Origin of the sequence: Leifsonia poae (assembly GCF_027921845.1) — a bacterium.
Lineage (GTDB): Bacteria > Actinomycetota > Actinomycetes > Actinomycetales > Microbacteriaceae > Leifsonia > Leifsonia poae.
The window spans coordinates 92,232-118,634 of the sequence record NZ_BSEN01000006.1; the positions used below are offsets into that span (position 1 = coordinate 92,232).

General features: G+C 70.2%; 28 protein-coding genes. 19 read left to right on the plus strand and 9 right to left on the minus strand.

All coding sequences use genetic code 11. The features are described 5' to 3' along the window. Positions 1–19 precede the first annotated feature (19 nt). The 4 genes from PKE84_RS07425 to PKE84_RS07440 all read left to right on the plus strand — a co-directional run bounded on the left by PKE84_RS07425 (position 20) and on the right by PKE84_RS07440 (position 6,984). Entirely contained in the window at positions 20–3,064 is a 3,045-nt protein-coding gene (locus tag PKE84_RS07425) for an alpha-mannosidase (RefSeq protein WP_271176594.1), read from the plus strand. A 153-nt stretch (positions 3,065–3,217) separates the two neighbouring features. Then, a complete protein-coding gene (locus tag PKE84_RS07430) occupies positions 3,218–3,877 on the plus strand; it encodes a response regulator transcription factor (RefSeq protein ID WP_271176595.1) in 660 nt (219 codons plus the stop codon). Beyond that, a complete protein-coding gene (locus PKE84_RS07435) occupies positions 3,874–5,577 on the plus strand; it encodes a sensor histidine kinase (protein ID WP_271176596.1) in 1,704 nt (567 codons plus the stop codon). The genes PKE84_RS07430 and PKE84_RS07435 overlap by 4 nt, the downstream gene beginning before the upstream one ends. A gap of 363 nt (positions 5,578–5,940) precedes the next feature. After that, positions 5,941–6,984: a hypothetical protein gene (locus PKE84_RS07440; RefSeq protein WP_271176597.1), complete on the plus strand. Its 1,044-nt coding sequence runs from the start codon at positions 5,941–5,943 to the stop codon at positions 6,982–6,984. A 25-nt stretch (positions 6,985–7,009) separates the two neighbouring features. Here PKE84_RS07440 and PKE84_RS07445 read toward each other — a convergent pair whose 3' ends face one another. The 4 genes from PKE84_RS07445 to PKE84_RS07460 are packed head-to-tail and all read right to left on the minus strand — an operon-like array spanning position 7,010 to position 9,443. Next, positions 7,010–7,684 carry an NUDIX domain-containing protein gene (locus PKE84_RS07445; RefSeq protein WP_271176598.1) on the minus strand — a complete coding sequence of 225 codons (675 nt, stop codon included), beginning with the start codon at positions 7,682–7,684 and terminating at the stop codon, positions 7,010–7,012. A gap of 49 nt (positions 7,685–7,733) precedes the next feature. Further along, positions 7,734–8,780 carry a YihY/virulence factor BrkB family protein gene (locus tag PKE84_RS07450; protein ID WP_271176599.1) on the minus strand — a complete coding sequence of 349 codons (1,047 nt, stop codon included), beginning with the start codon at positions 8,778–8,780 and terminating at the stop codon, positions 7,734–7,736. Next, a complete protein-coding gene (locus PKE84_RS07455; protein WP_271176600.1) occupies positions 8,767–9,015 on the minus strand; it encodes a DUF3618 domain-containing protein in 249 nt (82 codons plus the stop codon). The genes PKE84_RS07450 and PKE84_RS07455 overlap by 14 nt, the downstream gene beginning before the upstream one ends. After that, positions 9,012–9,443 (minus strand): phage holin family protein, encoded by a 432-nt coding sequence (locus PKE84_RS07460; RefSeq protein ID WP_271176601.1) that lies wholly within the window; start codon positions 9,441–9,443, stop codon positions 9,012–9,014. Before PKE84_RS07460 ends, PKE84_RS07455 begins: the two co-directional genes overlap by 4 nt. Before the next feature lie 117 nt (positions 9,444–9,560). Between PKE84_RS07460 and PKE84_RS07465 the strand changes: the two genes are divergently transcribed. From PKE84_RS07465 to crcB, 3 genes are read left to right on the plus strand one after another with little or no spacing between them, the layout of a single operon-like run. After that, on the plus strand, positions 9,561–10,085 hold the full coding sequence (locus tag PKE84_RS07465; protein ID WP_271176602.1) for a universal stress protein: 525 nt from the start codon (positions 9,561–9,563) through the stop codon (positions 10,083–10,085). Continuing rightward, positions 10,085–10,507: a fluoride efflux transporter FluC gene (locus PKE84_RS07470; protein ID WP_271176603.1), complete on the plus strand. Its 423-nt coding sequence runs from the start codon at positions 10,085–10,087 to the stop codon at positions 10,505–10,507. Before PKE84_RS07465 ends, PKE84_RS07470 begins: the two co-directional genes overlap by 1 nt. Further along, positions 10,504–10,878 carry a fluoride efflux transporter CrcB gene (crcB, locus tag PKE84_RS07475; protein ID WP_271176604.1) on the plus strand — a complete coding sequence of 125 codons (375 nt, stop codon included), beginning with the start codon at positions 10,504–10,506 and terminating at the stop codon, positions 10,876–10,878. The genes PKE84_RS07470 and crcB overlap by 4 nt, the downstream gene beginning before the upstream one ends. A gap of 3 nt (positions 10,879–10,881) precedes the next feature. Here crcB and PKE84_RS07480 read toward each other — a convergent pair whose 3' ends face one another. Then, positions 10,882–11,247: a nuclear transport factor 2 family protein gene (locus PKE84_RS07480; RefSeq protein WP_271176605.1), complete on the minus strand. Its 366-nt coding sequence runs from the start codon at positions 11,245–11,247 to the stop codon at positions 10,882–10,884. A gap of 180 nt (positions 11,248–11,427) precedes the next feature. Between PKE84_RS07480 and PKE84_RS07485 the strand changes: the two genes are divergently transcribed. After that, entirely contained in the window at positions 11,428–11,760 is a 333-nt protein-coding gene (locus PKE84_RS07485; protein WP_271176606.1) for a YciI family protein, read from the plus strand. A gap of 36 nt (positions 11,761–11,796) precedes the next feature. After that, positions 11,797–12,294, plus strand: coding sequence for a hypothetical protein (locus PKE84_RS07490; RefSeq protein ID WP_271176607.1), 498 nt, complete (start codon positions 11,797–11,799; stop codon positions 12,292–12,294). 22 nt (positions 12,295–12,316) lie between these two features. On the opposite strand, the gene panD is transcribed toward PKE84_RS07490, so the two are convergent. Together panD and PKE84_RS07500 are read right to left on the minus strand one after the other, a co-directional pair. Then, complete coding sequence (gene panD / locus PKE84_RS07495) at positions 12,317–12,730, minus strand: aspartate 1-decarboxylase (protein WP_271176608.1); 414 nt, start codon at positions 12,728–12,730, stop codon at positions 12,317–12,319. A 24-nt stretch (positions 12,731–12,754) separates the two neighbouring features. Then, positions 12,755–13,204 carry a MarR family winged helix-turn-helix transcriptional regulator gene (locus PKE84_RS07500; protein WP_271176609.1) on the minus strand — a complete coding sequence of 150 codons (450 nt, stop codon included), beginning with the start codon at positions 13,202–13,204 and terminating at the stop codon, positions 12,755–12,757. Positions 13,205–13,334: 130 nt separating this feature from the next. Here PKE84_RS07500 and PKE84_RS07505 point away from each other — a divergent pair, with 130 nt between their 5' ends. The 3 genes from PKE84_RS07505 to PKE84_RS07515 all read left to right on the plus strand — a co-directional run bounded on the left by PKE84_RS07505 (position 13,335) and on the right by PKE84_RS07515 (position 17,320). Further along, positions 13,335–14,531, plus strand: a complete 1,197-nt coding sequence (locus PKE84_RS07505; protein ID WP_271176610.1) for an MFS transporter — start codon at positions 13,335–13,337, stop codon at positions 14,529–14,531. A gap of 48 nt (positions 14,532–14,579) precedes the next feature. Continuing rightward, the gene (locus PKE84_RS07510; protein WP_271176611.1) at positions 14,580–15,614 is read left to right on the plus strand and encodes a hypothetical protein; all 1,035 of its coding nucleotides are present in this window, start codon (positions 14,580–14,582) and stop codon (positions 15,612–15,614) included. A gap of 89 nt (positions 15,615–15,703) precedes the next feature. Beyond that, positions 15,704–17,320 (plus strand): hypothetical protein, encoded by a 1,617-nt coding sequence (locus PKE84_RS07515; RefSeq protein WP_271176612.1) that lies wholly within the window; start codon positions 15,704–15,706, stop codon positions 17,318–17,320. A gap of 373 nt (positions 17,321–17,693) precedes the next feature. Here the strand turns inward: PKE84_RS07515 and PKE84_RS07520 are convergent, their stop codons facing one another. Beyond that, a complete protein-coding gene (locus tag PKE84_RS07520; protein WP_271176613.1) occupies positions 17,694–18,215 on the minus strand; it encodes a pyridoxamine 5'-phosphate oxidase family protein in 522 nt (173 codons plus the stop codon). A gap of 76 nt (positions 18,216–18,291) precedes the next feature. On the opposite strand from PKE84_RS07520, the gene PKE84_RS07525 reads away from it, so the two are divergent. Beyond that, on the plus strand, positions 18,292–18,744 hold the full coding sequence (locus PKE84_RS07525) for an META domain-containing protein (RefSeq protein WP_271176614.1): 453 nt from the start codon (positions 18,292–18,294) through the stop codon (positions 18,742–18,744). A gap of 12 nt (positions 18,745–18,756) precedes the next feature. Here PKE84_RS07525 and PKE84_RS07530 read toward each other — a convergent pair whose 3' ends face one another. Continuing rightward, positions 18,757–20,679, minus strand: coding sequence for a BglG family transcription antiterminator (locus PKE84_RS07530; protein WP_271177128.1), 1,923 nt, complete (start codon positions 20,677–20,679; stop codon positions 18,757–18,759). A 220-nt stretch (positions 20,680–20,899) separates the two neighbouring features. Here PKE84_RS07530 and PKE84_RS07535 point away from each other — a divergent pair, with 220 nt between their 5' ends. From PKE84_RS07535 to PKE84_RS07560, 6 genes are read left to right on the plus strand one after another with little or no spacing between them, the layout of a single operon-like run. Then, positions 20,900–21,271, plus strand: a complete 372-nt coding sequence (locus PKE84_RS07535) for a PTS sugar transporter subunit IIB (protein ID WP_271176615.1) — start codon at positions 20,900–20,902, stop codon at positions 21,269–21,271. Then, positions 21,264–21,530, plus strand: a complete 267-nt coding sequence (locus tag PKE84_RS07540) for an HPr family phosphocarrier protein (protein WP_271176616.1) — start codon at positions 21,264–21,266, stop codon at positions 21,528–21,530. The genes PKE84_RS07535 and PKE84_RS07540 overlap by 8 nt, the downstream gene beginning before the upstream one ends. 2 nt (positions 21,531–21,532) lie before the next feature. Next, a complete protein-coding gene (gene ptsP / locus PKE84_RS07545; protein ID WP_271176617.1) occupies positions 21,533–23,239 on the plus strand; it encodes a phosphoenolpyruvate--protein phosphotransferase in 1,707 nt (568 codons plus the stop codon). Continuing rightward, on the plus strand, positions 23,239–24,750 hold the full coding sequence (locus PKE84_RS07550; protein WP_271176618.1) for a PTS mannitol transporter subunit IIBC: 1,512 nt from the start codon (positions 23,239–23,241) through the stop codon (positions 24,748–24,750). Before ptsP ends, PKE84_RS07550 begins: the two co-directional genes overlap by 1 nt. Then, the gene (locus tag PKE84_RS07555) at positions 24,747–25,184 is read left to right on the plus strand and encodes a PTS mannitol transporter subunit IIA (protein ID WP_271176619.1); all 438 of its coding nucleotides are present in this window, start codon (positions 24,747–24,749) and stop codon (positions 25,182–25,184) included. Before PKE84_RS07550 ends, PKE84_RS07555 begins: the two co-directional genes overlap by 4 nt. Then, positions 25,181–26,332: a mannitol-1-phosphate 5-dehydrogenase gene (locus PKE84_RS07560; protein ID WP_271176620.1), complete on the plus strand. Its 1,152-nt coding sequence runs from the start codon at positions 25,181–25,183 to the stop codon at positions 26,330–26,332. The genes PKE84_RS07555 and PKE84_RS07560 overlap by 4 nt, the downstream gene beginning before the upstream one ends. Positions 26,333–26,403: the final 71 nt, after the last annotated feature.

The following is a 26,403-nucleotide window of genomic DNA, read 5'->3' on the forward strand; positions in this document are numbered from 1 at the left end:
CTCTATATAAGGAGTCTCGTTGTATCAGCAGAATCAGCTCGTCGAGATGCGCGTGGACCGGTTCGTCCGCGAGCGTCTCGCCCCCGCGGTGGAGCGCGTGCGTGTGCCCGTGACGATCGAGGCGTGGGAGGTGCCGGATGAGCCGGTGCCGTTCGCGCAGGCGATCGCCGCCCCGTACGTGCCGTTCGCCGTCGGTCAGCCGTGGGGCAAGCCGTGGGGGACCACCTGGTTCCACGTCACCGGCACCGTGCCTGCTGAGTGGGAGGCGGACTCCGACGATGTCGAGCTCGTCGTCGATCTGGGCTTCACGGCCGGCCAGGTCGGGTTCCAGGCCGAGGGCCTGGTGTGGACACCGGACGGCCGCATCCTGAAGGCGCTCGAGCCGTACAACGGCTACGTGCGGCTGCAGGTCGCGCCCGGCACGTCGTTCGAGCTCTACCTCGAGGCCGCCTCGAATCCGGATGTCGGCAGCGAGTTCGTCGACTTCATCCCGACCAAGCTCGGCCGCAAGTCGACCGCGCCGCCGACCCCGATCTACGCCCTGCGGCGCATCGACGTCGTGCACCGCGACCGCGAGGTGTGGGAGCTGATCCAGGATGTCTGGACGGCTCGCGGCCTCGCGGCGGAACTGCCGGAGACGTCGCCGCGCCGCGCATCCCTGTTCGCCGCGCTCGACGCCACGGTGGATGCGGTGGATCCGTGCGACGTGAGCGGAACCGCGTCCGCAGGCCGCGCCGTTCTCGCGCCGGTGCTCGCCTCGCCGGCGGCCCCGAGCGCGCACCGTGTGTTCGCCGTCGGCCACGCCCACATCGATTCGGCCTGGCTCTGGCCCGTGCGCGAGACGGTGCGCAAGTGCGCCCGCACGTTCTCGAACGTGCTCGACCTGATGGACCAGGATCCGGACTTCGTGTTCGCCTGCTCGTCGGCTCAGCAGTTCGCCTGGATGAAGCAGTTCTATCCGGAGCTCTTCGAGCGCATCCGGGCGAGGGTCGCCGAGGGGCGCTTCATCCCGGTCGGCGGCATGTGGGTGGAGTCCGACACGAACATGCCGGGCTCGGAGGCGCTGGCGCGCCAGTTCGTCGAAGGCAAGCGGTTCTTCCTCGAGGAGTTCGGCTACGAGCCCAAAGAGGTGTGGCTGCCCGACTCGTTCGGCTACACCGGCGCGCTGCCGCAGATCGCTCGTGCGGCCGGCGCCGACTACTTCCTCACGCAGAAGATCTCGTGGAACGAGGTGAACCGGTTCCCGCACCACAGCTTCGACTGGGAGGGCATCGACGGCACCCGCATCTTCACGCACTTCCCGCCCGTCGACACCTACAACTCGCAGCTCTCCGGAGCCGAGCTGGCGCACGCCGAGCGCAACTACCAGGACAAGGACAGGGCGAACACCTCCCTCGTGCCGTTCGGATACGGCGACGGCGGCGGTGGCCCGACGCGCGAGATGGTGGCGGCCGCGCGGCGCACCGCCTCGCTCGAGGGCTCCCCGACCGTGCGCGTCGCCTCACCCGCGGAGTTCTTCGCCGCGGCGTCTGCCGAGTTCGACCCGGCGCCGGTGTGGGCCGGCGAGCTGTACCTCGAGTTCCACCGCGGCACCTACACCTCGCAGGCCCGCACCAAGCGCGGCAACCGCCGCAGCGAGCACCTCCTCCACGAAGCGGAGCTCTGGGCGACCACGGCCGCCGTGCGCACCGGCGCCGCGTATCCGGTCGAGGCGCTGCGCGCCGCCTGGCAGACGGTGCTGCTGCAGCAGTTCCACGACATCCTGCCCGGCTCGTCGATCGGGTGGGTGCACGACCAGGCCGAACAGAACTACGCGATCGTCGCGCAGTCGCTGGAGGGCGTGATCGCCGAGGCGATCGGCGCACTCGGCGCGGGTGCACCGGATGGTTCGGGCCCGGCCGCCACGGCCGTCGCCTTCAACGCCTCCCCGTACGCGGTCGACGGCGTTCCTGCCTACGGCGCCGCGGTGCCCGATCGCGGAACGGACGCCGGCATCGAGCGCGACGGAGACGGCTATCTGCTCTCGAACTCCGCCCTGAGCATCCGGATCGACGGCGACGGTCTCATCACCTCGATCGTCGACCGCGCGACCGAGCGCGAGGTCGTGCCGCCGGGCACGCGCGCCAACGTGCTGCAGGTGTTCCGCGACACCCCCACGCAGTGGGACGCGTGGGACGTCGACGTCGAGTACCGCCGGTCGGGCGTCGATCTCACCGACCTCGACAGCCTCGACGTGATCGCCGACGGGCCGACACGCGTCGGCGTGCGCATCGTGCGCCGCACCGGCGCCTCGGTGATCACCCAGACGCTCACCCTCGACGCCGGCGCGCACGCGCTCGACATCGAGACGCACGTGGACTGGCACGAACGGCAGCGGATGCTCAAGCTGGCGGTCCCCGTCGACGTGCACACGTCGTCGGCGCGCTCCGAGATCCAGTTCGGCCACATCGACCGTCCGACCCACACGAACACGAGCTGGGACACGGCACGCTTCGAGACGCCGGCCCACCGCTGGGTGCACGTCGCCGATGCCGGCTTCGGTGTCGGCGTGGCCAACGACTCGACCTACGGTCACGACATCACCCGTCACGCGCGCGACGGCGGCGGAACCTACTCGCTCGTGCGGCAGACGCTGCTGCGCGCGCCGATGTTCCCCGACCCCGTCGCCGACCAGGGCGAGCACGTGCTGCGCTCGGCCATCGTCGTCGGTGGTGTCGACCGGGCGATCGAGGAGGGCTACCGTCTCAACCTGCCGTCGCGCGTCGCCGCCGCCGGCCCGGACGCCGGCGTCGAGCCGCTCGTCGCCTCGTCCCACCCGGCCGTGGTGATCGAGACCGTCAAGCTGGCCGAAGACGGATCGGGCGACGTGATCGTGCGGCTCTACGAGGCGCACGGCACGCGGGCGACCGCGGACGTCAGCACCACGTTCCCCCACTCGGGCGTGATCGAGACCGATCTGATCGAACGCGAGACCCCGCCGGATGCTGTGGCCGGGTCGTCGGAATCCGGCGTCACAGTGGCGCTCCGCCCCTTCCAGCTCGTCACGCTGCGCTTCGCACGCTGACGCACCGACCGTCCGCCCCGGGCCGCGCGAACCCCGGGGCGGGCGACACCTCTGCGACCGCCCACCCGGTCCCGATTTCAGGCGCCGGCACAGCACCCGAACTGGGGTGCCGAATCGGCTGGGAGCACCTCCGCCCGCGGTTATCCTGGCGACGTGACGGCTGGGGACTGGACGAGACGAGCGCTGGTGGTGGAGGACCACGCCCTGATGCGTTCGCTCGTCGCCGACGGGATCGGCTCCCGCGGGTTCGAGGTCGCCGCGTTCGGCCGGGCCGCTGACGCGCTCGACGCGCTGGAGTCGTTCGACCCCGATCTGCTCGTGACCGACATCGATCTGGGCGAGCGTCCGAACGGCGTCGAGCTGGCCGGGATCGTCCGCTCGCGTGCTCCCCACGTGGCGGTCGTGTTCCTCACGAACCTCTCGCGGGAGGCCGCTTCGGCCACGGCGCGCGAGCTGATCGCCGGGGCGTCGTTCGTCAACAAGGGTGCGATCGAGTCGATCGACGAACTGGTCGACGCGGCCGAGGCGGCGCTCGACGACCGCCCGTACGCGCGGGAGGTGCCGCTGCGCGCGCCGCAGACCTCGCTCGCGGGCCTGAGCTCCACGCAACTCGCGACCGTGCGGCTCCTGGCCGCCGGCCTGACGAACGCGGAGATCGCCCGACGGCGCGGCGTCTCGGTGCGCGCGGTCGAGAAGAGCGTCGAGCGCATCTTCGCCGCCCTTCAGCTCTCCGACGACGGCGTCGCACCCCGGGTCGCCACGGCCGCCGCGTACATCGCCACATTCGGCGACCCGGCGACGGGGCTCGGATGATCCCGCCATCAGCGCGCCGGATGCTCGCCCGGGCCACCGGCCCGAGTGCCGTCACCGTGTGGACCTGGCTGGTCAGCGCACCCTTCGCGCTCACCGCGATGTCCGGCTCGCAGTACGTGGCGGCCGGCTCGCCGTCGGGCGCCATCTGGGGACTGGCGGCACTCGAGCACGTCGGCGTCGGCATCCTTCTCCTGGCCTGCCGGCTGCTGCTGCGGCCCGTGCGTGGCGGATTCCGGCCGACCGCGGTGCTTCTGGTGTTCGCCGTCGTCGGCGCCGCCCGCCCGTACCTCTTCCTCGGGTCTGCGGCCCTGCTCGGCATCGACGTGACCGTCGGCGACATGGCGTCGCGGGTCGCCGTGAACATCGTCGTGTGCGTCGTGTCGTTCGCACTCATCGCGATCTGCGTCGACCTGGTGCACGAGCACTTCCGGGTGCTCGGGCGGCTGCGCGCCGTCCAGCGCGCGGCGGACGCCGACAGCGAGACCGGACGGCGCCGCATCGAGGAGCTCCGCGAGAACGTCGTCGACGCGGTGCTCGCCCGCATCGACGAGACCGTGCGGCCGGCCATCCGGCCCGGGCTGGCGCCGGGGGAGGCATCGCGGTTGCTGCGCTCGATCGCCAACGACATCGTGCGTCCGGTGAGTCACGACCTGTTCGACTCCGAGCCGGACGAGCCCGTCGCGACCGCACCCGAACTCGCCGAGCCCCGGATGCGCGACTGGCTGCTGGCCTCTGTCACCGAGCTGCGACCGGCTCCACCCGTTTTCACCTCGCTGCTGTTCGTCGCGCTCTTCGTGCCCTACGCGGTAGGGGCATACGGCATCCCGCTCACGGTGGTGCAGGGGGTCATTGCGGCCGCCCTGTTGTACGCGGGGAACGTCGTCGTCGGCTGGGCCGCGCGTCATGCCGCCGGCCCGGCCGCCACGGTGGTGGTCATCGGGGGCTACTTCGCCGTCGGGGTGGTCGTCGCCGCCGAGAGCACGGCCCTGGTCGACCTCAGCGGCTTCCGCACCGACCTGGTCTGGATGCAGGCGCTCCTGTTCCCGGTGATCGCCTGCGCGATCGCGCTCGTCGTGTCGCTCGCGGCGAGTCTCGGCGACGACGAGCGCCGGCTCGAGGAGTCGCTGCAGTCCAGCGTCGCCGTCGCGGCCCGGGTGCGTGCCGCCTACGACCACGAACGCACGGGCCTCGCGACGCTGCTGCACTCCGGAGTGCAGGCCGACCTGATCGCGACGGCGCTGGCCATCGCGGGAGACGACGACGCGGATGCCGAGGGCGCCGTGCGGGATGCGCTGGACCGCATCCGGGCCGAGCTGGAAGGGGCCCCGGTGGAGACGCGCGACGGCCGGGGGCCGCGCGTGCAGGTCGGCCGGCTGGTCGACAGCTGGAGTTCGGCCATGCCGCTCGCGGCGGAGATCGATGAGGCCGTGTGGGACCGGCTGCACGATCCGGTGCGTCGTCAGGTGGTCGTGGACGCGGTGTCGGAGGGACTCGCCAACGCGGTGCGCCACGGGGACGGATCGGCCGTCACGCTGGCCGTGCGGGCGAGCGGACGCGATGGCGTCACGGTCGTCGTCACCTCAGGAGGTCAGCTGCGCGGCGGCCGTCCCGGCATCGGATTGAGAGACCTCTCGCGGCATTCGGAGGTGATTCTGAGGCAGCGTCTCGGCGCCGTCGAACTCGCGGTGGCCGTCCCGTGACCCCGAGGCGGATGTCGTAGAGACCGAACCCGCCGAAAACCGAGCGCTGACGGGCATGTACGCTCACTCCAGTCGAGACGGCGAAGGGGCCTTCCAGAGCCTCATCGCTCGTATCCCCCCCGGACAGGGGGCGCTTTCTGCGTGACCCGAACACGCAGGAAGGGCCCCTCCGACCTCGCACATCGTCGTGTCCGGTTTCCTCGCGGGCGATTTAAGGACAGAATGGTGGGAACGCGTTGCGCCAGGCCCGGCGCTCTTACCCCGCCCACGAAAGCCCCCGATTTGCCAAACTCCAGTGCCCCGATGCGGTCTCGCCGCACCTACAGGGCCCCGGTCGTCGTTGTCGGCGTCCAGGCGTCCGAGGTGTCTGCCGACGACGCAGCACTTCTCGACGGCACACGCGCGGGCGAGCAGGTGTGGTCGAGCAGACGCGAGCGACTCGAGCACGAGCGCACCGGCACCCGCGAGGCACGCCCGGCCAGGGCTCCGCGTTCCGGCCACTCCGCGCGCTCCGAGCGCTCCGCCTCGAGGGCGGCTGCCGTCGAGGCCAAGAACACCCGTCGCGAGGTGAAGGCCAAGCGCGTCGTGGCCGCACGTGCGACTCCGGCACCCACCGCCGTGCCTCACGGCATGCGCGGCGCGTTCGCCCGCCTGCGTGGCGGAGACCGCCGCCGCTTCGGGTTCCACGCCGTCGTGTTCCTCGCTCTCTCCGCGTTCTTCGGCACCGCTGCGCTGCCGGCATACGCCACATCCGACACCGCATCGGTCGAGGGCGACACGAGAGTGGCGCTCGCCGTGCAGACGCTGACGGGCGGTGGCGCCGCCACCATCCAGACCGTCGCCCGCGATGCCTTCTCGACGCAGGAAGCGGCCATCGCGCTCGACTCCACCCAGAACAACTACGTCTCGCCGACCGTGCAGGCGCTCGCCACCCAGCTGATGGGCGCTGTCGCCACCGGCCGGCTCGTGGGTTCGATCCCCGACCACATCCCCGAGATCGCCAACCTCGCCGAGGGCAAGGCCGTGCCCGACTGCGGCATCGACTACCGCGTTCTGCAGGCGATCTCGGTCGCGCTCGCGCACTACCGCCAGGTCGGAGTGAGCGACATCAACCGCCGCTGCACCGGTCAGATCGAGGGTGCGGGAACGGACTCCTCCCACTACGCCGACGGCGGCGGCCACGCGGTCGACTTCTACCTCCTCGACGGCCAGGCGCTCACCGGTGGCGATGCGAAGTCGGTCGAGCTCATCCGGTACCTCGACCCGCTCGTCCCCGCCGGCTCCGGCCTCGGTCAGGTCGGGTGCCGTGAGTCGATGTCGCTGACGAACTTCGTGCCGTTCGACGACACCTGCAACCACCTGCACATCGATTTCGGCAAAGCGCAGGGCGTCGCCCTCACGCAGTAGCCCGCGTCGCGTCGCGGCGTCGCGCTCAGAAGAGGTTGAGCGCCGCCCACTGCAACAGGATGACGGTCTTGCCGTCGACGATGCGCCCGTCGGCGATCATCGGGAGCGCTTCGTCGTAGCCGATCGTCACGGCCTCGATCTCCTCGCCCTCCTCTTCGACGCCGCCTCCGCCGTCGACGTCCCCTGCCGTGTACGGGGCCGCGAAGAAGTGCACACGTTCCGTCACCGACCCGGGGCTCATGTAGAGGTCGAACAGGTGACGCAGCGTGCCGACCGTCACCCCGAGCTCCTCGGCCGCCTCCCGCCGCATGGCGTCTTCCGCCGAATCGTCGTCGAGCAGCCCGGCCGCGGCCTCGATGAGCAGGCCGTCCGGATGCTCGTTGACGTAGGCGGGAAAGCGGAACTGCCGGGAGAGCAGGATCGTGCGGGCATCCGGGTCGTAGAGCAGGATCGTGGCGCCGTTGCCGCGGTCGTAGGTCTCGCGCGACTGCGTCGTCCAGACGCCGTCACGGCCGAGGAAGTCGAAGGTGGTGCGGCGCAGCACGTGCCAGCCGTCGGAGGTCACCTCGACATCGTGGATGCGCACTCCTGGGTTGCGGTCGAGGTCGCGTCCGACGGCGTCGAGGCCCGTGCGTCCGCGGGCATCCGGGGTCGTGGTGCCGGGGCGGGCGGAGGCGGTGGGGTCGTCGGGCGCGCTCATGGTCCGAGCCTACTGAGCGCACTCCGGCCCGCTGAGCGGCGTGGCGCGCTCAGGAGCGGTAGCGCCGGCGCACCTCGCGCGCGGCCAGGATGCCGGCATCGTCCGCGTCGCGCGCCTTGACGATCGCCTTGTCCGACTTGAGCGGCAGCCGCAGGTCGGTCGTCGCGTCGATCCCGGCTATCAGCTCGCGGGCCCGCTCGATCTCCGAATCGAGCTCCGCGCCGAGCAGCAGCGCGACGTTGGCGATCCAGATCCAGAGCAGGAAGACGATGATGCCGGCGAGAGCTCCGTACGTCTTGTCGTAGCTGCCGAAGTTGCCCACGTAGAACGCGAAGAGGGCGGATGCGATGCCGAGCACGATGATGGCGGCGAACGATCCGGTGGTCAGCCAGCGGAACTTCGGCTGCTTGACGTTCGGGGTCGCGTAGTAGAGCAGAGCCACCAGCAGCACGATGGCCACCACCATCACCGGCCACTTCAGAACGGACCAGACCACCTGCACGGCCTCGCCCACGCCGATGGCATCGCCGATCGCCGTCGCGACGGGACCTGAGATCACCAGCAGCACAGCGATCACGGCGACGAGCACCAGCGCGGCGATCGTCACGCCGAGCTGCACCGGTCGCAGCGAGAAGACCGTTCGACCCTCACGCACGCCGTACACACGATTGAGCGCGCGGCCGAATCCGCCGACGTACCCGGAGGCCGACCACACGGCACCGACGATTCCGATCACCAGAGCCCATCCGCTCGCCGGAGACGACGCGAGGTTCTCGATCGGTCCGCGAACCGCGTCGAGGGTGCCCGGGGCCACCTGGTCGACGATGTCGAACAAGGCATCGATGCCCGACTTGCTCTGACCGATCAGCCCCAGGATGCTCACCAGGGCGATCATCGCGGGGAACAGCGACAGCACCGCGAAGTAGGTGAGGCCGGCGGCGAGGTCGGTGCAGGCGTCGAGCGAGAAGCTCCGCAGGGTGCGCTTGAGGATGAACCGCCACGGCAGCTTGAACCACGAGACCTGGTTCATCCCCTCGATGCGTCCCACGGCTTCCGCCCGAGCGGAGCCGACGCCCCCGTTGTCAGCGGGGGCCACGCGACCGTCCCCGGACAAGCAGGACCACCGCGCCGGCGGTCGCCGCGAGCGTCCCCAGGAACAGCCCGACGGCCAACACCGGATGGGAGCGGATCTGCACGCCCGGGTTGAACGTCGCGAACAGGTCATCGAGCGTGCTCGCGAGCTCGTCCCTCGTCTGCTCGAGGTCGAGCTGGATGGTGTGGATGCCGGCGTCCTTGGGAAGCGGCGGCCGTTCGGGGCGGCGGTCGGTCACGGTCGCTCTCCCTTCAGGGCGCGCACGTCGTCGCCCAGTTCCTGCTTGAGGTCGTCGGGCACCGGCGGAAGCCCTCGCTTGAGGCTGGCGCGCCCGATGAGCGCGGCGATCCCGGCGAGCAGCAGCAGGATCACGGCGACGATGAGGGCGGCGAGCCAGGCGGGCACGATGAGCGCGAAGGCGAGGATCGCCGTCGCGACCAGCGCGCACAGTGCGAAGAACACGAAGGCCAGGGCGGCGACCAGCAGTCCGGCGCCGATGCCTGCGGCCTTCGCCTTCGCCGTCATCTCGGCCTTGAACAGCGCGAGCTCGCTGGAGACCAGGCGGCGCAATTGCGCGACGAGATCCCGGGTCAGCTCCGGAATCGGTCGGAGACCTCGGGTGGTGCGCCTCCGCTCGCGCGGAAGAGGCGGCTTTTCGAAACTCATGCGGGCTCCCTTCAGGCCGTCTCAGGCGACCGTACCCCAGCAATGGGGTGCCGCCAAGGGCATGCACCGCCTGCGCGCCGCTGGACTCGGAACGCGTCGGCGCATCACACTGGTCTCATGAGCGGTTCGGATCACACGCAGCGCGGCGGCGTCCTCGTCGCCGTCGTCCCCGGGCAGTCGGTGACGGTGCTCGAACAGGCGGCGAAGCTGGCCGACGACCTCGACGTTCCGTTGGTCTGCGCGAACGTCGACCCGAACCGGTATCTGGTCTCCAGCTACGTCGACGGCACGGTCGTGGCGCTGCCGTACGACCCGGATCTGCCGGAGACGGAAGAGGAGCGGTTCGACCCCGAGCTCGAGGAGCGAGTGCGCAGCGTGCTGGCCCCGCTCGGCATCCCCTTCACGCTCGAGCAGCTGGCGGGCGACCCGGCCTGGGCGCTCGCGCGACTGGCCGAAGAGGTCGACGCCAGGTACATCGTGGTCGGAACCCGCGAGGCCGGCATCCGGGGGAGCATCCGGGAGTTCTTCAACGGCTCGGTCGCGGTGCACCTCGCCCATCGGCAGCACCGCCCGGTGATCGTCGTGCCCATCGCTCCGGTCGAAGGCTCGGGACGCCTGCCCTGGGAAGACCCGCCCGTATAGTGGCCGGCCCTTCTCCCGTTCATCTGCACTGGCGGTACATCGGGCTCGTCTTCGTCGGCGGTGCCATCGGCACGGCCGTGCGTGCCCTGATCGCTGCAGCCGTCCCGCCGGTCGCAGGCATCCCCGTGGCGACGTTCGGCATCAACGTCGTCGGCGCCTTCGTGCTCGGGATGCTGCTGCAGAGCCTCGCCCTCCGGGGTGACGACACCGGATGGCGGCGCGATGTGCGTCTGTTCGCCGGAACCGGCATCCTGGGTGGCTTCACCACCTACAGTGCCTTCGCCGTGGACGCCGACGGACTCATCGTGGCGCAGAACCTCGGCGGCAGCATCCTGTACGCGGTCGCGACGATCGTGGTGGGCGCGCTGGGCACGCTGGCGGGTATCGCCGTGGCGTCGCGGATCGGGCGGTCGGCCCGGTGACGCCGCTGCTGCTCCTCGCGATCGCCGCCGCCGGAGGGCTGGGCGCCGTCGCGCGACTCGTGCTCGACGGAGTGCTGCGCAGCCGGTTCGCCGTGAACTTCCCGCTCGGCACGACGGTCATCAACGTCACGGGCTCGTTGCTGCTCGGCCTGGTGACGGGGCTCGCCCTGACCCACGGCCTGCCGGCGGAGTGGCGCGCGGTGCTGGGCACCGGGTTCCTCGGCGGCTACACCACGTTCAGCACGGCGAGCTACGAGACGGTGCGGCTCGCGCAGCAGCGACGGTACCGCGCCGCGCTCATCAATGGCTTCGGGATGATGGTGCTCGCGCTCGCCGCGGCCGGGCTCGGCCTCTGGCTCGGATCGCTCTGACGGCTACTCGTCGCCGTCGTCGTCCTGCTCCATCCACCACTCGGTGAACTCCTCGGCGCGGCCGTCCGGAGCCAGGCGGACGAGCCACAGATTGCTGTAGACCGGGCCCGCGTGATAATCGGTGACGCCCTCGACGAAGTACTGCGGGCCGTCCTGACCGAGCAGCCGCCACTCGAACGTCGCCGCGCCCGGATCGTCCTGAGCGTCCAGCCAGCCCTCGACGATCTCGAGGTGGCCGTCCCACGGCTCGGCGAACGGCTCGGTGCGGTACGAGGCGTCCTCCGTGAACAGTGCGCGGATGTCGTCGGGGTCGTTGCTCTCCCATGCTCGGCGGTACAGGTCGATCCAGTTCGTGATCGCGTCGCTCATGGCACCGTTATACGCCCCCGGCGCGGTCATGCACCAGGGTGGGGTCGCCCGGTGAGGGCGCCGTCGCCGGTCGCACGCGCGGGCGCGCAACGCGGCCTGCAGAAATTCTTTCGGCACTTAGTCGAAATGCGGTGGTGCCCGGGCGACGTCATCACGTACCGTCACAACCAAGGAGGCGACATGCAGTTTCTGTTCCTGATCCGCACGGATGTCGATGCGGAGCCGTATCGCGCAGAAGACGACAACATCGAGGAGTGGGGTGCCGAGGTCGTCGCCCGGGGGAAGCCGACGCAAGGCGATCGGCTGCGACCCATCGAGGAGGCGAAGACCGTTCGGCTGCGCCATGACCGTCTCGACGTCACCGACGGGCCGTTCGCCGAAGCGAAAGAATGGGTCGCCGGCTACGACCTCCTGGAGTGCGACTCGATGGAGGAGGCCGTCGGAATCGCCGCGCGGCACCCGATGGCCAGGTTCGGCCGCGTCGAGGTGCGGGAGGTCTGGCCGTTCGAATGATCGGCCGTTCACGACCGGCTCGCTAAGGTGTGACCCATGGATGCCGCGCTCGCGTCGTGGAGCGAATTCAATGTCGCCGTCGCCGGGGCGGGCGCGGCGCTCGGCGGTCTGCTGATCGTGGCGCTGTCGGTGAACATCCGGCAGATCGCCGAGTCGCGCGGACTGGCCGCCCGTGCGGGAGCCGCGATCTCAGCGCTGATCCTCGGCGTCGTGCTGGCCTGCGCCGCATTGATCCCCGGGCAGGCGCTCGTCGTCTACGGAGTGGAGGTGCTCGTGGGGACAGCGGCCGGCGCGGTGATCGCGGTGCTGGCCGCTCGCGCCATCACGGGCGACCAGGCGGCGGACGCGTATCACCGGTACGACACGGGTCACATCGCGTCGTTCACGCTGCCGCTTGCGATCTTCGCGGTCGGGGGAGTGCTGCTCGTGTTCTCCCTGACCGCCGGCCTGGTGCTCGTCGCGATCGGCACGTTCACCGCGCTGATCGGCGCCGTCGTGTTCTCGTGGGTGGCGCTGATCGAGATCCTGCGCTGATCGAGAAGTTGCGCTGACGGCTCTACGGCAGGGCGAACGGAGGGCGCGAGAGGCCGGCGGTGTGCGCGCCGGCCGGGTCGGCGTCCACCGCGACGATGCGGTTGTCCGCATCCACGTGCACGACCGTCGGCTCGAAGACGCGGGCCTCCTCGTCCGTCAGCTGGGCGTAGGAGATGACGATCACCAGGTGGCCGACCTCGGCCAGGTGGGCGGCCGCACCGTTGACGCCGATCACGCCGCTGCCGCGCTCGCCGGCGATGAGGTACGTCTCGAAGCGGCTCCCGTTGGCGATGTCGACGACGCTGACCTGCTCACCGGGAAGCAGATCGGCCGCATCCAGCAGATCGGCGTCGACGGTGAGCGAGCCCACGTAATGCAGATCCGAATGCGTCACGGTGGCGCGATGGATCTTCGACTTGAACATGGTTCGGAGCATGAGGTTCCTTAGGGTGCGCGTCGGTCAGTGCGCGAGGGCGAGCTGGGGGAGCGCGGCGATGAGCCCGGCGAGCTCGGGCAGGTCGTTCGCCTGGCTGAGCGCACTCTCGAGGGCATCGTCGTGGATGGGCCGCGCCCGGTCGAGCAGGTGGTGGCCGGCAGCGGTCAGCTCGGTGTAGATGCCACGGCGGTCGTCGTCGCAGAGCACCCGGGTCAAGAGTCCGCGCTCCTCGAGCCGGTTGACGAGCCGGGTCGTGGCGCTCGGGCTGAGCGCGCTTGCGCGCGCGAGCTGCTGCATGCGCATGTGCCAGCCGTCCTGGCGGCTGAGGGCGTCGAGCACCGTGTACTCGACCACCGAGAGCTTCACGTTCGCGGTGAGTGCCCGCTCCAGCTCGTTCTCGATGAAGTTGTGAAGTGCGGCGAGTGTTCGCCAGCCCTGGGCGCGCACCTCGACCGCGTCGTCGGCGATTCCCATGTCGGTCTCCCTGATCGGTTGCTGCGCAGGGTTGCATCAGATACTTGCATGTGCAACTATTTATGACGCGCCTGCAACTATCAGAGTACGCGCCTTTCGACCCTCCACCCAACCCAGACAGGAAGTTCTCATGCCCGTCGGCCTCATCGCCCTCGCCCTCGGCGGATTCGGCATCGGCCTCACCGAGTTCGTCATCGCCGGCCTCCTCCCGGAGGTCGCTGCCGATTTCCATGTCGACGAAGCGGCCGCCGGCTGGCTCATCTCGGGCTACGCTCTCGCGGTGGTCGTCGGCGCCCTGGTGCTGACGGCCGCGCTCATCCGAGTGCCGCGCAAGGCGGCGCTGATCGGCCTGATGGTGCTCTTCATCGCGGGCAACGCTCTTTCGGCCCTCGCACCAACCTACGAGGTCATGCTGCTCGGGCGCATCCTCGCCGCGCTGTGCCACGGCGCGTTCTTCGGCATCGGATCCGTCGTCGCGGCCGGGATGGTCGCGCCGGACAAGAAGGCGCGCGCCATCGCGATCATGTTCACGGGACTCACCGCCGCCAACGTGCTCGGCGTGCCGTTCGGCACCCTGCTCGGTCAGGCGCTCGGCTGGCGCTCGACGTTCTGGGCCATCACGATCATCGGCGTGATCGCACTCGCCGGCGTCGCCCTGCTGGTCCCGCGGGTGTCGGCGGACGCGAAGAGCGCCGGCGTGCTGCACGAGCTGCGGGCGTTCCGCTCCGGTCAGGTGTGGCTGTCGATCGTCGTCACAGTGCTCGGCTTCGGCGGGATGTTCGGCGCCTTCACCTACATCGCCTACACGCTGACCCAGGTGTCCGGCTTCGCATCATCGGCAGTGCCGTGGCTGCTCATCCTGTTCGGTGTCGGTCTGTTCGCCGGGAATGCCGTCGGCGGCCGGCTCGCCGACCGCGCGCTCGACCGGTCGCTCCTGATCATCCTGATCGGTCTCGCGATCGTGCTCGCCGCCTTCGCGCTCGTCGCAGGCAACCCGATCGCCACGATCGTCGCGCTGGTGCTCATGGGGGCCTTCGGGTTCGCGACCGTGCCCGGGCTGCAGACGCGCGTGATGATGTACGCGGAGCAGGCGCCGACCCTGGCTTCCGGCGCCAACATCGCCGCGTTCAACCTCGGCAACGCCGTCGGCGCCTGGATCGGCGGCATCACGATCAGCGCGGGACTCGGCTACACGTCGCCCCTCTGGGCGGGCGCGGCGCTGACCGTCGGGGCCGTCGTGGTGATGGCGATCGCCGCCGGGACCGCGCGTCGCGGTTCCCGCGCCGGTGTCCAGGCGAAGTCGGAACAGCCACTTCCGGTGGGATAGAACGGCGAGTACAGTCCCTCGTACCAACGCGCGACCCAGGGGGTGATCGTGATGGACGGTACGAGCACCGTGAAGCTCCCGTTCCTCACTCCTGCGCGCATCGTGATCGGGTCGCTGATCGCCGGAGCCGGGCTCGCACTGCTCGGCGTCCTCCTCGGGGGCTCGCCCGCCTCCGCAGCCGAACCGGCGCCCCCGCAGCCCCCGGCGCACTCCGTCACGGGGGTCGTGGGCTCGGTGCTCGGCAAGGTCGAGGGTGTCGTTTCGGGCGTCACGCAGAAGACCGCGAAGGTCGCAGAGTCGGTCACGAAGCCGGTGGCCGCGGTGGTTCCTGCTCCGGCATCGACGATCGTCTCCCACGTGACCGCGCCCGTCTCGGATGTGGTGGCCGACATCGCCGCCGCCAAGCCGGTTGCAACAGTGGTCACGCCGATCGCCAAGGCCGTCGACCCGGTCGTCGACACCGTCACCGCCACGATCCCGGTGGTGCACGAGCTGATCGGGGACGATCCCGTGACGAGCGTCACGGCGCCGGTCGCCGACACGGTCGACGACGCGATCGCCGGTGTGGTGGACGGGGTGACGGACGCGATCGACCCGATCGCGCATCCGGCACCCGGTGGTGGTCTGCCGGGACTGCCCGGTCTGCCGGGGCTTCCCGGTGTGCCGGATCTACCCGGTCTGCCCGGAATCTCGGGTGGCCCGGCGTCGCCCGGTGACACGCTCGGCGCGCTCGGTGCTCCCGCGGGTGCGGGGATCACCGTGGTGGCCGCTCCGACGTCTTCGAATGACCCCGTGGGCGCGTTCGCGTCGCACCGAGGCGGCAGCGCGGCGGCGACCTCTGCGACGGCGGGTCGGTTCGCCGATCCGGGCGGCAGCCCGTTCGCGCCGCGTGCACCGATCGGAACGCCGGACGGCACGACGACCGGCTCTCTTTCGTCCGGGGCAGGCGGCTTCGCGCCCGCCGCTGCCATCCCCGGCGATCGCTTCATCCTGCTCGCCGGCGACTCCGCCGCGAGCCCCCGTGCCACCGACGACCGACTCCCGTCGTCGCCGGTCGCCGACCACGATACGAACCCCGACTGAGTGGGTCGACTCCGCCTGTCCGCAGGCGGAACGCGACCGAAGCCTCCCGCACGGGAGCAGCTGACACTCAATCGAAAGGTTCTACGACCATGAACAAATACGTCTCGAGGGGGCTGTGGTTCACAGTCTTCCTCGGTGGACTCTCACTCGCCGGGGTCGGTGTCGCGAACGCGGCCGAGACCAGCGGCTCCGACGGAACGGCCTCGGGCGACCAGGCCGCCGTCGACCTCACCATTCCGGTCACCATCGGCGGAAACGGCATCAGCGTGCTCGGCGACTCGACGAGTTCGGGATCGGCCGCGGCCGCGCCTGCTGCTGCGCCTGCGCCGTCGGTCTCGACCTCCGGGCTGGGCGGCGTCGCATCCGGTGACCAGGCGCTGGTGAACGTCAGCGTTCCGGTGACAGTGGCCGGCAACGCGATCAGTGCGGTCGGCGACTCGTCGAGCAGTGATTCGGCGGCGCCTGCGGCGCCTGCTCCGGCCGCTCCTGCTCCGACCGCCCCTGCTCCGGCGCCGGCTCCGACGACGTCGGGTGCGAACGGGATCGCCTCGGGGATCCAGGCGCCTGTGGCGGCGGATGTCCCGGTGACCGTCGGTGGCAACGCGATCAGCGTGCTCGGCGACAGCTCGTCGGCGGATTCGACGGCGGCGGTTCCGGTTGCCGATTCGCCGGCATCCGGATCGTCGGCCGCGGGATCGACGACGTCGGGCGCTGACGGCATCCTGTCGGGTGTTCAGGCTCTCGTGAACGCCGACGTACCTGCGACGGTCGGCGGCAATGCGATCAGCGTGCTGGGCGATTCGTCGAGCAGCGGATCGTCGGTCGCGACACCTGCCGCTCCTGCGGCGGGCTCGGGTTCCGGATCGGGCGCGGCTCCGGCGACGTCGGGTGCGGATGGCATCGCGTCGGGCATCCAGGCGCCGATCGGTGCTGCGGTGCCGGTGACGGCCGGCGGCAATGCGGTGAGCGTGCTGGGTGACTCGTCGAGCTCGGGTTCGACGACGACCGGTGGTGGCGCGGGCGGCCCTGCGGGGTCGGGTGCGACGACGACCGGTGACGACGGCATCCTGAGCGGTGTCCAGGCGCCGATCGATGCTGCGCTGCCGGTGACGGCTGGCGGCAATGCGGTGAGCGTACTGGGTGACTCGTCGAGCTCGGGTTCCACGGCGACGGGCGGTTCGACCGCTCCCGGCGCTGGTGGAACGACTGGTGGGAGCACCACGACCGGTGACGGCGGCCTGCTCGGTGGCATCCAGCTGCCGGTCGGTCTCGACGTTCCGGTGACGGTGGGAGGCAACGCGGTGAGCGTCGTCGGCGACAGCACGTCCGACGGTTCGGATGTCACCACGCCGGTGACCCCGACGGACCCGACGACGCCGACGGATCCGACAACGCCGACCGACCCGACGACGCCGGTCACGCCGGTCGACCCGGGTACGGGTGGGAACGCGGCCGGCGATCTGGACACGACCGTGGGACTCGGCACGGCCTCGGCCGGCGCGGGCGGCGCGGTCGCGCTCGACAGCGGAATGACCGCAGACGACGCATCGGCTCTGGCGGACACCGGCTCTGAGACCGGAGACCTCTCCGCTCTCGGTGTCATCGCGGCCCTGCTGGCGCTGTTCGGAGTGGTGCTGATGTTCGGGGCGCGCAACCGTGAGGCCGTGCGCCTCCACACGGCGCGCCGCACGCACCGCATCCAGTGAGAACGGGCGGAGGTGCCGCCGGGCGATGCGTCCGGCGGCACTCCGTCATGCCCGCGCCGTGTCCGCAGAGACGCTGCCCGCACAACTCCGGACGTTCGAGCCGACGGAGCTCGTAAGTTCCGGAATCAGGAGGCTCGCGGCGGCGTGTCGCCCCTGGGTTCCGGAGTTGTGAACGGCTGCCGCCGTCTGCCTTCCGAGTGCGCAACTGCGTTCATCCGGAACTCTGGTCGGCCACCCGGCGTGTCAGCGCACAACTCCGGAACGATCGCGTCAGGTCGGCCTCGGGTTCCGGAGTTGTGAGACTGCCGAACAACCGCCGGCCGCCCGACGGCCGGCCGCCCGACGGCCGAACGACCGCCGCCCGAACGACCGCCTACAGCTCGACCGAACGGTTCTCGCCGATGTCCGGTCGCGTCCGTGTCACGGCGGCGCGCGCGATCTTGAACGCCGTCACGATGCCCGGCTCGTTCGTCGCCCAGAACTCCGCGGAGTCCGCGTGTACGAGCAGCAGGGCCACCGCCGGGTCGTCCTTGCCCGCCGGGAACCAGGCGTCCATCGAGGGCGTCCAGAGCTCGTCGACCTTCTCGCGGTCGTGCACCACCTCGGCGGTCCCGGCGATCGACAGGTAGCCCTTGCCCGTGTCGTACGCCACATTCACCTGCGGGTGGGCGTGGATGTCTGCGATCTTGGGGCTCGGATCCTGGGTGAAGAACCAGAGGTCCCCCTCGAACTCCGCCTCCTGGGTGGCGAGGGGCCGCGAATGGAGGTCGCCGTTGGCGGTCTGCGTCGTGAGGAGGGCGACCTTGGACGCCTTGATCAGGCGCGCGATCGTCTCGAGGTCGTCGGTGCTGGCGGTGTCGCCGCTCGTGGTGCCGGTGCCGGTTTCGTCTGTCATGGCGGTCACGGTACGCCGCACCCCGGCGAGCGCAATCGCGATTCCCCTCGCACCCACCCGTGACTAGGTTGAGGGCATGAAGACCACACGGAGCACCCTGGTCGTGGTGGCAGTCGTGGCCGCGGCCGTCTTCTCCGGATGCGCGGCCGACCCCGGCGCGCCGACCTCCTCCGCGACTGTGGTCTCCCCGTCGCCGACGCCATCCGCCACACCGCCGTCGGCCACATCGCCGTCCGGGACCCCGTCGGCCGCCTCGCCCGTCGGCAGCTGGGGCGACGATGCCTCCGGAAAGGCGAACGTGGTGTTCACCGACGACGGCACGCTCTCCGGCAACGACGGCTGCAACCACTTCAGCGGGTCGTGGAAGCAGGCAGCCGACGGGTTCGAGATCGGCGCGGTCGTCTCGACTCTGATGGCCTGCCCGGACGTCGATGCGTGGCTGGCGACGATGACCGCGGTCACGGTCGACGGCGACACTCTGCACGTGTTCAAGGACGGCACCGAGATCGGGACCCTGCCACGGCAGTAACGCGGCAGCCCGTCACGAATCGATGATGCGCACCAGCTCGTCGATGAAGCCCGTGAACCCGTCGGAACGCCGGATGAGCTGCAGCACCGCCTCGCGGTCGGAGAACACCTCGACGAACTGATCGAACACCGTCTGGAAGCCGCCGCGGCCGGCGGCGTCGAAGGCGATGAACGCGATGACGTTGACGCGCGAGTCGCCCCAGTCCATCGCGTTGTCGTTCACCACGATCGCGATCGCCGTGCGTTTGGCCGTCATCGCCATGGCGTGCGGAACCGCCAGCGAGTCCGTGAACGCCGTCGAGGACATGTGCTCGCGCTCGATCGACCTGTCGACGTAGTCCTGGTCGATCGCTCCCGCCCCGATCATCCGGTCGCCCAGCGCCTGGATCATCGCGATCGCGTCGCGTGCGTAGAAGTTGCGCAGGAACAGCGACTCGTCGAAGTACTCGAGCAGGTCGTTCTTGATGCGGGCGCGCCGGCGCTGGCGGCGGATGCGGGCGATCGCCTGCCGGGTGTGCTCGATGTCGGCCTCGGTCAGGAACGGCTGCACGACGATCGCGTTCTCGCGGTGACCGCGCGGTTCGATCGTGGTGAGCACGAGGTCGGCCTCGATCGCGTCCCAGTCCACATCCGTCGAGGTGATCACACTGGTCACGTCGAGCTCGTCGCCGAGCGCGTTCTCCAGCCGCTCGCGCAGCAGGATGTGCATGTCGTAGTAGTTGGGGCAGACCACCGCGCAGGTCACCGAGTCGCTCCTGCGTGACTGCTGCTCGAGGTACGCGCCGACGTGCATCGCGATGTAGGCGATCTCATCGTCGTTGACCACGATGTCCTCCGCGGTCTGCAGGCGGCTGGCGATATACACCGCGAGTTCGTAGATGAGCGGGTACGAGCTCTTGATCGAGCGGGTGAGCGGGTTGCGTGAGTATGACTTCTCGTGAGCGCGGGCGACCAGGTTCTGCACGTGCAGCGTGAGCCGCACGATGAAGTCCTCGTCGCGCAGGTCGACCAGGTACTCCAGCGAGGCGCGCGCGATGATGCTGCGCACCACCTCGAGGTCGTCCTCGCTCACGTACTGCGCGACGGTGGCCTCGCCGGCACCGGGGGCGATGACACGCGTGCGCAGCAGGATCGCCAGGTAGTGCAGCTCGGTGCGGTCGAGCGCGACGTCGAAATGCTGCGTCACCAGCGCGCCGAGATCGGCGGCGAGCGTGCGGATGGTCTCGCTCACATCCGGATCGGCTGTCGCCGGGAGCGCGCGGTGCTTGGCGACGCGGTCGAGCGCGACCGCCATGTGCAGCAGCACGTCGTTGATGCCGTATTCGTTCACGAAGTAGCCCCGCGCGTCGAGCATCTCGACCAGATCGGATTTGAAGGCGGCCAGCCCCTGCGAGTCGAACGCCTCCTGGATGCGCGCCAGCTCGACGACGCCCTGGCGCATCTCGTCGCGGAACAGCCGGCTGAGCAGCTTGCGGCGGGCGATCTCCGGCCCGGTGAGCTGAACGCGTCCGCCCTGACGTGCCAGCGCGAGCTCCGTGTCGGCGAGGACGCCGCGCATCCTGGTCAGATCGGACTCGAGGGTCGAGTCGCTGACGAACAGGCTCTCGGCCGCTTCGTAGACGTCGATGCCCTCGGGCTCGTCGAGGAGCCTCCGCACCAGGAAGACGAGCCGTTCCTGCGGAGAGCGCACCGCCCCATCGGCCGCGGTCGCCCCGTCGTCGAGGAACCGCTCGTACGCCTCGAAGTCGAGGCGGTAGCCGTTCGGTCCGGACTCGACGAGCTCGAGCGGAGCCGCCGCCTCCTTGAGCTCCGTCACATAGTTGCGGATGCTCCGGGTCGTGACTCCGAGGTCGTGTGCGAGTTCGGCCGCGGTCACCCAGGCGGCACGGCGCGCCAGGATGTCCAGCATCCTCGCCTGCTTCGCCGGGAGCGCCACGTGTCTGACCTTTCCGCCGTGCGCTTTGCGCACGATGTCACCTGAGTCAACCACCTCGCCGCGTTCCGCCAGCGCGTTTCCGCGAACTTTCCGGTCCCGCGGAAGAAACGCTGCTGGATCGGCATGCGGCAGCGGGGGAGCATGGCAATGATCCACCCCGCAGCTCCACCAGCTCCGTCCGCTCCATCGCTTGATCAGCAGTACCTCGAAAGGCAGATCGATGAAGATCCTCGTCGTGTGCGGTGCCGGCGCGTCCAGCACGTTCGTCGCGCTGAAGGTGCGCAAGGCGGCCGGCCTCCGAGGAATCCCTGTCACGGTCGTCGCCGGCAGTGCCGATCAGCTCGAGACGTTCACCGGTGTCGACGTCGTGCTCGTCGGAGCGCACCTCGCCCCGGGTTCGTCCGAGCTGCGTGAGCGTGCCGCGGCCGCCGGTGCCGCCGTCGCTGTCCTTCCCGCCGTCTCGCCGGCGGCCCTCGACGGCGACCTCGCGCTCGACCTCGCGCTCGACGCTGGCCCTGTGCGCGAGCACGACGGCACTATGGGAGCACCCACTGCAATTCCGAGTCACACCGAAGGAGTACAGAATGGCTGAGCGGATCATCACTGTCGGATCGAGCCACGGGCTGCACGCCCGCCCGGCGAAGCTCTTCGTCGAGGCGGTCAACAAGTCGGGCGCCGCCGTCAAGCTCACCAAGGAGGGCGGCAAGACCGTCGACGCCGGCAGCATCCTCGGCGTCATCTCGCTCGGCATCGACCACGGCGACAAGATCGTGCTGACCACCGAGAGCACCGACGCCGAAGGCGTGCTCGACGATCTGGCCGAGATCCTCTCCACCGACCACGACGCCTGATCATGTCCGACATCGCAACAGAAACGCTCACCGGCGCCGGCATCGGTCAGGGCATCGCCCTCGGCCGCGTGCTCCGGATGTCCGCACCCCTCCCCGAGCCGGCCGACGAGTCGAGCGCCCGCACCCCGGATGAGGAGCGCGCCCGCGTCGCCGAGGCCGTCGCAACCGTGGCTGCCGACCTCCGGGCCCGCGCCGCTGCGGTGTCCGGCACGGCCGCCGACGTGCTCGAGGCCCAGTCGATGATGGCAGAGGACTCGACGCTCGCCGACGACGTCTCGCAGCGCATCTCCACCGGCAAGACCGCCGAACGCGCCGTCTTCGAGGGTTTCGCGGTGTTCCGCGACATGCTCATCGACCTGGGCGGGTACATGGGGGAGCGCGCGAGCGACCTCGACGACGTGGCCCAGCGCGTGATCGCCGCCCTCGCCGGCCGCCCGGCGCCCGGCGTGCCCGACTCGGACGAACCGTACGTGCTCGTCGCCCACGATCTCGCCCCGGCCGACACGGCGCTGCTCGACCTCACCAAGGTGCTCGGCCTCGTCACCCGCGAGGGCGGCCCCACCTCGCACACCGCGATCCTCGCGAGGGAGAAGGCGATCGTCGCGATCGTGGGTGTCGCGGGCGCGGACGCGCTCGCCGATGGCAGCGAGGTGATCGTCGACGCGGGCGCCGGAACGGTCACCGTCGCCCCCGACGAGGCCCAGCGAGCGGATGCCCAGCGACGCATCGACGAGCGCGCATCCGCTCTCGCCGGAGGTCTCGAGCCGGGTGCCCTCGCCGACGGAACCCCGATCCCGCTGCTCGCCAACCTCGGGTCGCCCGACGGCTCGCAGAAGGCGCTCGAAGCGGGAGCGGAGGGCGTCGGACTGTTCCGCACCGAGTTCCTCTTCCTCGAGCAGCGCATGGCGCCCACCGTCGAGCAGCAGCGGGAGCAGTACACCCGCCTCCTCGCCGACTTCCCCGGCAAGAAGGTCGTCGTGCGCGTGCTCGACGCCGGCGCCGACAAGCCGCTCGAGTTCCTGAACGATGCGCACGAGGACAACCCGGCGCTCGGGCTCCGGGGGCTGCGCTCGCTGCGCGCCAACGAAGACATCCTGCGCGAGCAGCTCACGGCGCTCGCCGATGCCGACGCCGTCTCCGAAGCAGACCTGTGGGTCATGGCGCCCATGGTGGCGACTGTCGAGGAGACGCGGTACTTCGTGCGCCTGGCGACCGAATACGGTCTCAAGACCGCCGGCGTCATGGTCGAGGTCCCGTCGGCGGCCCTGCTGGCCGACCGCGTGCTGCGCGAGGCGGCCTTCGCCTCGATCGGCACCAACGATCTCACCCAGTACACGCTCGCGGCCGACCGTCTCCTCGGTTCGGTCGCGGCGTATCAGAGCCCGTGGCACCCGGCCGTGCTCCGCCTCATCGGCGAGGTCGGCCGCGCGGGGACCGCCGCAGACAAGCCGGTCGGGATCTGCGGCGAGGCCGCGGCCGACCCGCTGCTCGCGGTCGTGCTGGTCGGCCTCGGCGCGACCACTCTCTCGATGTCGCCGGCGGCCATCGCCGACGTCCGGCTGTCGCTGCGGCAGCACACGCTCGACCAGGCCAAGCGCCTGGCCGGGATCGCCCTGGCCGCCGACGGCGCGGTCGAAGCCCGGGATGCGGTGCGAGCCGCCATCGCGGGAGAAGCCCCCACCACACCAGAAAGAGACGAGGCACCATAATGACAACGGCGTCAGAGACGACGACGAGGAAGCCGGGAGGCGCACGGGTCCACGTGCAGCGCTTCGGTACCTTCCTCTCGAACATGGTCATGCCGAACATCCCGGCGTTCATCGCCTGGGGCATCATCACGGCCCTCTTCATCGCAGAAGGTCCGATCCCCAACAAGGACATCGCGAGCATGGTCGGCCCGATGATCACCTACCTGCTCCCGCTCCTGCTCGCGAACACCGGTGGACGCCTCGTCTACGGCGTGCGCGGCGGCGTCGTCGGCACGATCGCGGCGATGGGCGTGATCGTCGGGACCGACATCCCGATGTTCATCGGCGCGATGGTCATGGGTCCGCTCGGCGGCTACCTCATGAAGCTCGTCGACCGCATCTGGGAAGGCAAGATCAAGGCGGGCTTCGAGATGCTCGTCAACAACTTCTCGGCCGGCATCCTCGGCTTCGTCCTCGCGATCGGCGGGTTCTTCGGCATCGCCCCGCTGGTCGAGGGCCTGAGCAAGGCGCTCGAGAGCGGGGTGAACTGGCTCGTGTCGGTGCACCTGCTTCCGCTCGTCAGCATCCTGGTCGAGCCCGGCAAGGTCCTGTTCCTCAACAACGCCATCAACCACGGTGTCTTCACCCCGATCGGAACCCTCGAGTCGCAGCAGGCCGGCAAGTCGATCCTGTTCCTGATCGAGACGAACCCCGGCCCCGGTGCCGGCATCCTGCTCGCGTGGGCGATCTTCGGCCTGGGCGCCGCCCGAGCGGCGGCTCCGGGAGCGTTCATCATCCAGTTCTTCGGCGGCATCCACGAGATCTACTTCCCGTACGTGCTCATGAAGCCGATCCTGATCATCGGCGCCGTCCTCGGCGGCATGACCGGTGTCGCGGTGAACGTCGCCTTCCAGACCGGATTGCGAGCGCCAGCAGCACCAGGGTCCGTCTTCGCGATCTTCGCGCAGGCTCCCGTGTCGAGCATGTTCGGCATCGCGTTGGCGATCGTCGCGGCAGCCGCCGTCTCGTTCACCTTCACCGCCATCGTGTTGCGGTCCAGCCGGAGGCGCGACATCGCGGCGGGCAACGCCGGCGACCTCGCGGGCGCCGTCGCCCAGACCGAGGCCAACAAGGGCAAGTCGTCGTCGGTGCTCGGCGGCCTCGTGCAGGAGGGTGAGCACGACACCGGCGACGCCCAGGGCGACGCCACCGACCGACTGGTGCGCAACATCGTCTTCGCGTGCGACGCTGGGATGGGATCGAGCGCCATGGGCGCGTCGGTGCTCCGCAACAAGATGAAGAAGGCAGGAGTCGAGGGGGTCACGGTCACGAACCAGGCGATCAGCAATCTCGACGGCACGGCCGACCTCGTGATCACGCAGCAGCAGCTGACCGATCGCGCCAAGGGCCAGTCGCCGGACTCGGTCCACGTCTCGGTCGACAACTTCATGAACAGCCCCAAGTACGACGAGGTCGTCGAACTCGTGAAGAGCCAGACGCAGCAGAACACACCGGAGGACGTCAAGAAATGACAGAAACGATTCTCGACCGGGCGAACGTGGTGGCCGCGGGCAGCGCGACCACCCGGGAGGACGCCATCCGCGAGGCGGGCGCGCTGCTGGTGAAGGCCGGCGCCGTCGAGCCGGGTTACGTCGACTCGATGCAGGATCGCGAGAACACCGTGTCCACGTTCATGGGCAACGGGCTCGCCATCCCGCACGGCACCAACGAGTCCAAGGACGAGATCAAGCACTCGGCGCTGTCGTTCATCCGCTACTCCTCCCCGCTCGACTGGGGCGGGGAGGAGGTGCGGTTCGTCGTCGGCATCGCCGGGCAGAACAACGAGCACCTGGAGATCCTGTCGAAGATCGCCATCCTCTTCTCGGAGGACGACGATGTTCAGAGCCTCCTCGATGCTCCGGATGCGGACGCCCTGTTCGCCCTCCTGGGGGATGTGAACGAGTGAAGGCCGTCCACTTCGGCGCCGGCAACATCGGCCGCGGCTTCGTGGGGCTCCTGCTCCACGAGGCCGGGTACGAGGTGGTCTTCGCCGACGTCAACGCCGAGCTGATCGACGCGCTCGCGGCGGCGGACTCGTACACGGTCCACCTGGTCGGAGAGACGGAGGAGACCCGCGTCGTCGACGGCTTCCGTGCGATCAACAGTGCGACCGACGAGGCGGCCCTGATCGCGGAGATCGCGACGGCCGACGTGGTGACCACGGCGGTCGGGCCGCGCATCCTGCGGTTCGTCGCCCCCGTGATCGCGGCCGGACTGGCCGCACGCCCCGATGACGCTCCGCGTCTCGCCGTGATGGCCTGCGAGAACGCCATCGGCGCGACGGATCTGCTCGCCGCTGAGATCGCCGACGGACTGCCCGACGATGCCGCACGCGAGGCGATCGCGGCAAAGGCGGTCTTCGCGAACACGGCCGTCGATCGCATCGTGCCCGCGCAGGACCCGGCGTCCGGCATCGACGTGACCGTGGAGACCTTCTCCGAGTGGGTCGTGGATCGCACGCCCTTCGCGGGCGGCGAGCCGGCAATCCCGGGCGCTCACTTCGTCGACGATCTCGCGCCGTACATCGAGCGCAAGCTGTTCACGGTGAACACCGGTCACGCGACGGTCGCCTACACGGGCTTCCTGCAGGGTGCGACCACGATCAGCGAGGCCATCGCCATCCCGGCGGTGCGGGAAGCGGCGGAGGCGGCACTCGCCGAGACCTCGGCGGCCCTCACGGCGAAGCACGGTCTCGACCCGGAGGAGCTCGCTGCGTACCGGGCGAAGATCCTCGACCGGTTCTCGAACCCGTACCTCGTCGACGAGGTGACGCGCGTCGGCCGGGAGCCGCTGCGCAAACTCGGACGCAACGAGCGTTTCATCGGGCCGGCGTCGGACTTCGTGCAGTACGTCGGTCGCACTCCGGATGCCCTGCTCGCCGCCGTCGGCGCCGCGCTACGGTTCGACGTCCCGGATGACTCGCAGAGCGTCGAGCTGCGGCGCATCCTCGAGGAGGCGGACCCGGACGAGGTCGTCACCGAGGTGATGGGCGTCGCGGCCGGCGAGCCGCTGTTCGCGCCGCTCGTGGAGATGGTGCGCGCGGCGCAGGTCTGACCGGGCCGCGGCCGGTCGTGCGTTATCGCGACGCGGGCGCGGTCGGTGGTGCGTTTCCGCACGATCGGCAC

Bases quoted from the DNA above. Each gene is read 5' to 3' on its own strand.
- PKE84_RS07500 (WP_271176609.1), bottom strand. From the start codon at position 13,204: ATGGGAATCGCCGACGACGCGGTCGAGGTGCGCGCCCAGGGCTGGCGA.
- PKE84_RS07490 (WP_271176607.1), top strand. From the start codon at position 11,797: ATGGATGCCGCGCTCGCGTCGTGGAGCGAATTCAATGTCGCCGTCGCC.
- panD (WP_271176608.1), bottom strand. From the start codon at position 12,730: ATGCTCCGAACCATGTTCAAGTCGAAGATCCATCGCGCCACCGTGACG.
- PKE84_RS07550 (WP_271176618.1), top strand. From the start codon at position 23,239: ATGACAACGGCGTCAGAGACGACGACGAGGAAGCCGGGAGGCGCACGG.
- ptsP (WP_271176617.1), top strand. From the start codon at position 21,533: ATGTCCGACATCGCAACAGAAACGCTCACCGGCGCCGGCATCGGTCAG.
- PKE84_RS07555 (WP_271176619.1), top strand. From the start codon at position 24,747: ATGACAGAAACGATTCTCGACCGGGCGAACGTGGTGGCCGCGGGCAGC.
- PKE84_RS07480 (WP_271176605.1), bottom strand. From the start codon at position 11,247: ATGAGCGACGCGATCACGAACTGGATCGACCTGTACCGCCGAGCATGG.
- PKE84_RS07485 (WP_271176606.1), top strand. From the start codon at position 11,428: ATGCAGTTTCTGTTCCTGATCCGCACGGATGTCGATGCGGAGCCGTAT.
- PKE84_RS07515 (WP_271176612.1), top strand. From the start codon at position 15,704: ATGAACAAATACGTCTCGAGGGGGCTGTGGTTCACAGTCTTCCTCGGT.
- PKE84_RS07540 (WP_271176616.1), top strand. From the start codon at position 21,264: ATGGCTGAGCGGATCATCACTGTCGGATCGAGCCACGGGCTGCACGCC.
- PKE84_RS07460 (WP_271176601.1), bottom strand. From the start codon at position 9,443: ATGAGTTTCGAAAAGCCGCCTCTTCCGCGCGAGCGGAGGCGCACCACC.
- PKE84_RS07445 (WP_271176598.1), bottom strand. From the start codon at position 7,684: ATGAGCGCGCCCGACGACCCCACCGCCTCCGCCCGCCCCGGCACCACG.
- PKE84_RS07520 (WP_271176613.1), bottom strand. From the start codon at position 18,215: ATGACAGACGAAACCGGCACCGGCACCACGAGCGGCGACACCGCCAGC.
- PKE84_RS07435 (WP_271176596.1), top strand. From the start codon at position 3,874: ATGATCCCGCCATCAGCGCGCCGGATGCTCGCCCGGGCCACCGGCCCG.
- PKE84_RS07525 (WP_271176614.1), top strand. From the start codon at position 18,292: ATGAAGACCACACGGAGCACCCTGGTCGTGGTGGCAGTCGTGGCCGCG.
- PKE84_RS07535 (WP_271176615.1), top strand. From the start codon at position 20,900: ATGAAGATCCTCGTCGTGTGCGGTGCCGGCGCGTCCAGCACGTTCGTC.
- PKE84_RS07465 (WP_271176602.1), top strand. From the start codon at position 9,561: ATGAGCGGTTCGGATCACACGCAGCGCGGCGGCGTCCTCGTCGCCGTC.
- PKE84_RS07505 (WP_271176610.1), top strand. From the start codon at position 13,335: ATGCCCGTCGGCCTCATCGCCCTCGCCCTCGGCGGATTCGGCATCGGC.